This is a genomic window from Massilia sp. YIM B02443 (assembly GCF_030411955.1).
Classification (GTDB): Bacteria; Pseudomonadota; Gammaproteobacteria; order Burkholderiales; family Burkholderiaceae_D; genus Telluria.
On sequence record NZ_JASNRA010000050.1, the window covers coordinates 1 to 6,887 of the forward strand.

General features: G+C 66.1%; 9 protein-coding genes. 5 read left to right on the plus strand and 4 right to left on the minus strand.

From position 1 onward, the window contains the following. The coding region (locus tag QPK27_RS24860; protein WP_290420836.1) for an acyl-CoA dehydrogenase family protein at positions 1 to 552 on the minus strand (552 nt) is incomplete at its 3' end. A gap of 132 nt (positions 553 to 684) precedes the next feature. Further along, positions 685 to 1,194, minus strand: a complete 510-nt coding sequence (locus QPK27_RS24865) for a flavin reductase family protein (protein ID WP_290420837.1) — start codon at positions 1,192 to 1,194, stop codon at positions 685 to 687. Between the two features lie 178 nt (positions 1,195 to 1,372). On the opposite strand from QPK27_RS24865, the gene msrA reads away from it, so the two are divergent. After that, positions 1,373 to 1,912: a peptide-methionine (S)-S-oxide reductase MsrA gene (gene msrA / locus QPK27_RS24870; RefSeq protein WP_290420838.1), complete on the plus strand. Its 540-nt coding sequence runs from the start codon at positions 1,373 to 1,375 to the stop codon at positions 1,910 to 1,912. Between the two features lie 23 nt (positions 1,913 to 1,935). Here the strand turns inward: msrA and QPK27_RS24875 are convergent, their stop codons facing one another. Both QPK27_RS24875 and pdxH read right to left on the minus strand, forming a co-directional pair. Then, positions 1,936 to 3,186, minus strand: coding sequence for a cyclopropane-fatty-acyl-phospholipid synthase family protein (locus QPK27_RS24875; RefSeq protein WP_290420839.1), 1,251 nt, complete (start codon positions 3,184 to 3,186; stop codon positions 1,936 to 1,938). A 43-nt stretch (positions 3,187 to 3,229) separates the two neighbouring features. Then, positions 3,230 to 4,429, minus strand: a complete 1,200-nt coding sequence (pdxH, locus tag QPK27_RS24880; RefSeq protein WP_290420840.1) for a pyridoxamine 5'-phosphate oxidase — start codon at positions 4,427 to 4,429, stop codon at positions 3,230 to 3,232. 110 nt (positions 4,430 to 4,539) lie between these two features. Between pdxH and tcdA the strand changes: the two genes are divergently transcribed. The 4 genes from tcdA to QPK27_RS24895 all read left to right on the plus strand — a co-directional run. Then, complete coding sequence (gene tcdA / locus QPK27_RS24885; RefSeq protein ID WP_290420841.1) at positions 4,540 to 5,436, plus strand: tRNA cyclic N6-threonylcarbamoyladenosine(37) synthase TcdA; 897 nt, start codon at positions 4,540 to 4,542, stop codon at positions 5,434 to 5,436. 49 nt (positions 5,437 to 5,485) lie between these two features. After that, positions 5,486 to 6,058 (plus strand): FKBP-type peptidyl-prolyl cis-trans isomerase, encoded by a 573-nt coding sequence (locus QPK27_RS24890; protein ID WP_290420842.1) that lies wholly within the window; start codon positions 5,486 to 5,488, stop codon positions 6,056 to 6,058. A gap of 100 nt (positions 6,059 to 6,158) precedes the next feature. After that, entirely contained in the window at positions 6,159 to 6,344 is a 186-nt protein-coding gene (locus QPK27_RS25575) for a MerR family DNA-binding transcriptional regulator (RefSeq protein WP_374047120.1), read from the plus strand. Then, positions 6,335 to 6,887, plus strand: a 553-nt coding sequence (locus QPK27_RS24895) for a transposase (protein WP_290420843.1), incomplete at its 3' end; no start/stop codon positions are given. The genes QPK27_RS25575 and QPK27_RS24895, both read left to right, overlap by 10 nt.

The window sequence follows — 6,887 nt, forward strand, 5'->3', positions numbered from 1 at the left end:
CACTGGCGAGTTGGTGATCCACATTTTCGAGCCGGTGAGCGCATAGCCGCCGTCGACCTTGCGCGCGCGCGTTACCATCGAGGCCGGGTCGGAGCCGTGGTTCGGTTCGGTCAGGCCGAAGCAGCCGATCCATTCGCCGCTGGCCAGCTTGGGCAGGTATTTTTGCTTCGTTTCTTCGTTGCCGAATTCAAAGATCGGCACCATGACCAGCGACGACTGCACGCTCATCATCGAGCGGTAGCCCGAGTCGACGCGCTCGACTTCGCGCGCGATCAGGCCGTAGGCGACGTAGTTCAGGGCCGGGCCGCCGTACTGCTCGGGGATGGTCGGGCCCAAGAGGCCCAGTTCGCCCATCTCGCGGAAGATCGAGGTGTCCATCGCCTCGTGGCGGAAGGCTTCCAGGATGCGCGGCTGCAGCTTGTCCTGGCAGTAGGCGGCAGCGGCGTCGCGCACCATGCGCTCGTCGTCAGTCAGCTGGCTGTTCAGCAGCAGCGGATCGTCCCAGTGGAATTGGGCGCGGGAAGGCTTGCGGGGCGAATCTGGAAGGCTCATCGGGAATCCTGTCTCTGTTTTTGGCGCACGCCGACACGGCGGCTGCACCATTATAGAAACCGGAACTCCCTGCATCTTTTGAAACTGCGACAGGCATTTTCACTTTTGACCTGTCGCGCCCGGCACGCGCTGTCAGCGCTCGGGCGTGCTGGCGAATTTGCCGCCGTGGAAGATCAGGGCGGGTTGCGGATGGACCTGGCACTGCTCGACTTCGCCCACGAAGATGACATGGTCGCCTTCGGGATAGCGGCTGCGGTTGTGGCATTCGAACCAGGCCGAGACGCCTTTCAGGATCGGCAGGCCGGTGCGCGACAGTTCGAACTCGACGTCGGCGAACGGGTTCTCGCTGCGGCGCGCGAAGCGCATGGCGAGCTCTTCCTGGCCGGCCGACAGCACGTTGATCACGTAGTGCGAATTGCCGCTGAACACCGGCATGCTGTTGGCGCCGGCGCCCAGGCTCCACAGCACCAGCGGCGGGTCGAGCGAGACCGAGTTGAACGAACTGGCGGTCAGGCCGCGGAAGCTGCCGTCGGCCAGGCGCGTGGTAATGACGGTCACGCCGGTCGCGAATTGCGACAGCGCGTGGCGGAAATGCGTCGAATCGAAGCCGCGCGTCGTGGCGCGGGGAGAGCGTGTATTCATCGGTGTCCTGAATGTTGGCGCTCATTATGCCATTGACAAGCGGATTGGTGCCGCTGCGGGCGGGGATGGCGTGGCGCCAGGGGCTTGCTGACTGCCGGTTTGGCATCTGCGATGCATGAACAGTCGCTTTGCGCTACATTAAGACCTATCCAAACAGACTAATACCAAGGTGAATCTCATGAGTGAGCAAACAAGCGAAGTCGCCATCCTGGGGGGCGGATGCTTCTGGTGCGTGGAAGCGGTTTACCTGGAGGCGCGCGGCGTCACGCGCGTGGAATCGGGCTATATGGGCGGCCACGTCGACAATCCAAGCTACGAACAGGTGTGCAGCGGCACCACCGGCCACGTCGAAGTGGTGCGGCTGGAATTCGATCCATCGGTGATCAGCTACCGCGACATCCTCGAGATCTTCTTCACCATCCACGATCCGACCACCCAGGACCGCCAGGGCAACGACGTCGGGCCGCAGTACCGGTCGGCGATCTTCACCACCTCGCCCGAGCAGGAAGCCACCGCGCGCAAGGTGATGGACGAGATGCGCCTGGTGTGGGACGCGCCGATCGTGACCCAGATCCTGCCGCAGGAAACCTGGTACAAGGCCGAGGACTATCACCAGAACTATTTCGCCCAGCATCCGCTGCAGGGTTATTGCGCGTTCGTGGTGGCGCCGAAGGTGGCCAAGTTCCGCAAGACGTTCAGCGAGCGGTTGAAGGCGTAGGGTGGACGGGGGACCCGTCCACCCTACGCATACATGTACAAACGCGACCACGGCAACTGCGCCGGGTCGCCGCCCGCCTTGCCGCACACGATCTGGTACAGGCTGATGCGGTCGTGGGCGAAGGCATACGCGCAGCCGGCCAGGTAGACCTGCCAGATGCGGAAGCGCCGCCGGTCGGTCAGGGTGCGCAGCAGGTCGGCGTTGCGCTCGAAATTCTCGGTCCAGATCGCGCAGGTGCGCGCGTAGTGGCGGCGCAGGTTTTCCACGTCGCGCACTTCGAGTCCGCCCTCCTGCATCGCCTTGATCACCGTCCCCAGGTGCGCCAGCTCGCCGTAGGGAAACACGTATTCGTCGATGAACTGGCCCCCGCCATACGGCGTGGCGCCGCCGTGCGGGTCGGTGCTGGTGATGCCGTGGTTCATGACGACGCCGCCCGGCGCCAGCAGGCTATTTAATCTCGCAAAATATTCCTTCAGGTGGCGCACCCCGACGTGCTCGAACATGCCGACGCTGGTGATGCGCTCGAACTGGCCGCCCACGTCGCGGTAATCCTGCAGCCGGATCTCGACCCGGTCTTGCAACCCGGCGCGCTCGACCCGCTCGCGCGCGAGCCGGGCCTGGTTCTCGGACAGGGTGACGCCGACGCAGCGCGCCCCGAAGCGGCCCGCCGCGCGCAGCACCAGCGCGCCCCAGCCGCAGCCGACGTCGAGCAGGGTCTGGCCGGGACGCAGGTCGATCTTCTTCAGGATGTGGTCGATCTTGCGCGTCTGCGCCGTGGCCAGGTCTTCGTCGCCGCGCTCGAAATAGGCGCAGGAATACACCATGCCGGGATCGAGCCAGGCGGCGTAGAAGGCGTTCGAGACGTCGTAGTGGTAGCGGATCGCCTCGCGGTCGCGCTCGCGCGTGTGCGGCGTTGTCGGATGCTGCGGGCGGCGCAAGCGGCGGCGCAAGAGCTCGCGCAGGCCCTTCAGCGGCCCGCCCGGCCGGTCGGCGTTCGCGGCGCCCCACGCCGCCAATGCATTGCCGACGTCGATGATGTCGGCCGCGCGTCCGATGACGTCGATCGCGCCCTCGACGTAGGCGCGGCCCAGGCTGTACAGGGAAGGGGAGTGCAGGTAGCGCAGCGCCGCCGGGCCGGGCAGGCGGATGGTGACGCGCGGCGGGTCGGGCGAGAGGTCGGTGTGCTCGCCGTTCCACAGCTCGATGCGCAGCGGCAGCGTCAGCTGCTCGAGCGCGCCGCCGGTCGATACCGGCAGCTTGATCTGGTCCAACACGTCGGGCCTCCCGTTGCGAGAAGGCCGGCGTGCGGCTGCCGGCCTAGGGTTGCAGGCGCTGGCGGGTCCAGCTGCCGTCTTCCTGCCGCTGGTACACGATGCGGTCGTGGAAGCGCGAACGCCGTCCCTGCCAGAATTCGATGCGCTCCGGCACCAGGCGGAAGCCGCCCCAGTTATCCGGGCGCGCCGGATCCTCGCCGGCCGCCTGCGCCACCGCCTCGTAATTGGCTTCGAGCTGGGCGCGGCTGGCGATGGGAGCGCTCTGCGCCGAAGCAATGGCCGACAGCCGGCTCTTGAGCGGGCGGCTACGGAAATAACGGTCGCTTTCTTCAGGCGCGGTGCGCTCCACACGTCCTTCGATGCGCACCTGACGCTCAAGTTCGCTCCAGAAGAAGAGCAATGCGGCGTAGCTGTTGTCGCTCAAATCCTGGGCCTTCTTGCTGTCGTAATTCGTGTACCAGGTGAAACCGCGCGGGTCGAACTGCTTGACCAGCACGATGCGCGAGCTGGGACGGCCGTTCGCCGCCACGGTGGCCAGCGTCATCGCGTTCGGTTCGTTGACCTCGGCCTTCAGGGCCTGCTCGAACCAGGCCGTGAACTGCTCGATCGGGTCGGCCAGCACGTCGGCTTCGTCGAGCGTGGCCTGGCCGTAGTCCTTGCGCAGGTCGGCCACCGCCTGGCCCAGCTTCGGCGACACCGGCGCACTCGCATCGACCAGTCCGCGGCGCAGCTGCATCGACTGGCCCAGGCGCGCCATCTGCTCTGCCGAGAACAGGCGCACCGCCATCGGCGCCATCGTGCTTTCCTCGCGTTCCATGTGCGCCGTGTAGCTTGCCACGAAGCGCGCCACCGTGGCGGGGTTGAGCGCCGTGCCGGCGCCTTCGGCGATCGCGGTCAGCTGCTCGTGCAGGTCTTGCCACATGGCGTCCATGTCCTTGTGGTCCTGCAGGATGGTCGGCGCCAGCGCCTGCAGGGTGGCGGCGTCGTCGCCTTGGGCCACGGCGCGCAGCATCGGGATCAGGTCCTGTTCCTCGTCGTCGTGGTGCAGGTGGGCCGCCTTGTCGAAGTAGCGCAGCACCGCGCTGGCGGCCTGGCGCGCCTGCTCGTCGGCGCCGTGCTCGGGCAGGTGGGCCAGCAGCTTTTCGAGGGTGGCGAGCTGCTTGCGGATGCGGCCGTGGCAGTGCTTGAGCACGGCGATCGGCTGGCTGAAATCGGGGGCGGTGTCGGGCAGGAGTGAGCTCATTTGGCGTGATTGGCGTTTTAGTGACACACGAGAAGTGTGGACTCAACTATTTGATTGACTAAGAACTATTTTAGTGCAGTTGCGCAAGAACGGTCCGCTACAATGCTGGGATGAACACGATCAACACCTCTGACTTTACAGAAGCACTGGAACACGAAGTCGACTTCGCGCGCCGCTTCGGCGGTATTGCACGCCTGTACGGCGAGCGTGCGCTGGAACGTTTCCGCGGGGCGCACGTTTGCGTGATCGGCGTCGGCGGCGTCGGCTCGTGGACCGTCGAGGCGCTGGCGCGCAGCGCGGTCGGCCGCCTCACCCTGATCGACCTCGACAATGTGGCCGAATCGAACATCAACCGCCAGATCCAGGCGCTGAGCGCGACCGTCGGCATGGCCAAGATCGAAGCTCTCAAGCAACGCATCGCCGGCATCAACCCGTTCTGCCAGGTAAGCCTGGTCGAGGATTTCATCGACCCCGACAACATCACGACGCTGGTGGCCGATAAAGGTTTCGACTACGTGGTCGACGCCATCGACAGCGTCAAGCCGAAGGCGGCCTTGATCGCCTGGTGCCACGCCAACCGCATGCCGCTGGTGGTGGTGGGCGGCGCCGGCGGCCAGACGGATCCGACCAAGGTCGAGCTGCGCGACCTGGCGCGCACCGAGCAGGAACCGCTGCTCAAGAAAGTGCGCAAGATCCTGCGCGCGCAGTACGGCTTCGCCCGCGGCGAAAAGCAGAAATACCACATCGACGCCGTGTTCTCGATGGAGCCGTTGCAGTATCCGGACAGCGGCGACGCCTGCGCGATCGACCCCAACAGCATCACCGGCCTGAACTGCGCCGGCTTCGGCTCGAGCATGGTGGTCACCGCCACCTTCGGCATGGTGGCCGCCGGCCAGGTGCTGCGCAAGCTGGCCGAGGCCGCCATGGCCGACGCCGCTGCCGAGGCGGCCAATGAGCCGGCCCCGGCGGCGCAAGCTGGGCAAGCCGAAGCGGCCTTGCTATCATAGGTCCAGCCGTAATCGATGTCGGTTGCGGTCTTTTGATGGAAGAGGCCACATGATTCGTCGATTCGCATTCATCGCCCTGCTGCTGGCGGCAGCGGGCGTCCAGGCGCAGCAGGAAGAGGCGCAGGACCCGAGCAAGCCGCCGACCCAGCCGCCGCCGGAAGCGCAGCAGCAGGCCACGCCGCCTGCCGCGCCGCCCGCGGTGGCGCCGACGGTCGCGCCGGAACAGCAGCCGGCCACGCCCGCCACCCCGCCGGCGCCGGAAGTCCCGGCCCCGCAGGTCGAGATCATCGACCGCGTGGTGGGCAAGGGCGCGGAAGCGGCGCCCGGCAACAAGGTCAAGGTCAACTACACCGGCTGGTTCCACAAGCCGCTGGCGCCCAAGCAGCGCGGCCGCAAGTTCGATTCCTCGCTCGATGCCGGCCGCACGCCGATCGAGTTCCAGCTGGGCGCCGGGCGCGTCATCAAGGGCTGGGAGCAGGGCGTGGCCGGCATGAAGGTGGGCGGCAAGCGCACCCTGATCATCCCCAGCGCGCTGGCCTACGGCAAGCGCGGCGCGGGCGGCGGCTTCATCCCGCCGGATTCCGATCTCATCTTCGACGTGGAACTGCTGGACGTGAAATAACGTCGAAATCATTCGGGCGCGTCGCGGCCACGCGACGCTCAAGACAACGGGGTTAAACAGTTAGCGAGGAACTCATTCGAACATATGCAGTCATATGCATATGAGCAAACTTGTTCCCATTGGCGCTGCTGCCAAGGCATTCTGCGTCTCGACCAGCACGTTGCGTCGCTGGGAAGCGGCAGGGCGGCTCGCGCCGACGAGAACAGAGCGAGGCCAGCGCCGCTACGCTGCCGCAGCGCTCCTTTCGGGTATTCACCCTGATCCGCCAAGGAAGCAATGCTTCTAGCCCATCGCATCGCGCTTGACCCGAACAACGTGCAGGCCACCAGCCTTGCGCGCGCAGCCGGCACGGCGCGCTTCGCCTACAACTGGGCATTGGCCGAGTGGCAACGCCAGTACGAGGCATGCAAAACCATGCCCGCGCTGCCCAGGCCGAACGAGGCGGCATTGCGGCGTCAACTCAATGCCATCAAGCGCGAGCAGTTCCCCTGGATGCTGGCAGTGAGCAAGAACGCGCCGCAGATGGCCATCATGCAGCTGGGCCGCGCGTTCCAGAATTTCTTTGCAGGACGCGCCCGCTACCCGACATTCCGGCGCAAGGGGCGCGATGATCGTTTTACGCTGACCAATGACCAGTTCCGCGTTGACGGTAGCCGCATCCGCATTCCGAAGCTGGGATGGATACGCATGCGCGAAGCGCTGCGCTTTGCAGGCCGTATCGTCTCCGCGGCGGTATCACGGTCAGCGGATCGCTGGTACGTCAGTATCACCGTCGATGCTCCGGACTCGCACCTGCCGCCAGCCGAAAACCAAGGCGCGGTGGGAGTCG

Coding starts and splice junctions, on each gene's coding strand:
- QPK27_RS24865 (WP_290420837.1), bottom strand. CDS start 1,194: ATGAATACACGCTCTCCCCGCGCCACGACGCGCGGCTTCGATTCGACG.
- msrA (WP_290420838.1), top strand. CDS start 1,373: ATGAGTGAGCAAACAAGCGAAGTCGCCATCCTGGGGGGCGGATGCTTC.
- pdxH (WP_290420840.1), bottom strand. CDS start 4,429: ATGAGCTCACTCCTGCCCGACACCGCCCCCGATTTCAGCCAGCCGATC.
- tcdA (WP_290420841.1), top strand. CDS start 4,540: ATGAACACGATCAACACCTCTGACTTTACAGAAGCACTGGAACACGAA.
- QPK27_RS24890 (WP_290420842.1), top strand. CDS start 5,486: ATGATTCGTCGATTCGCATTCATCGCCCTGCTGCTGGCGGCAGCGGGC.
- QPK27_RS25575 (WP_374047120.1), top strand. CDS start 6,159: ATGAGCAAACTTGTTCCCATTGGCGCTGCTGCCAAGGCATTCTGCGTC.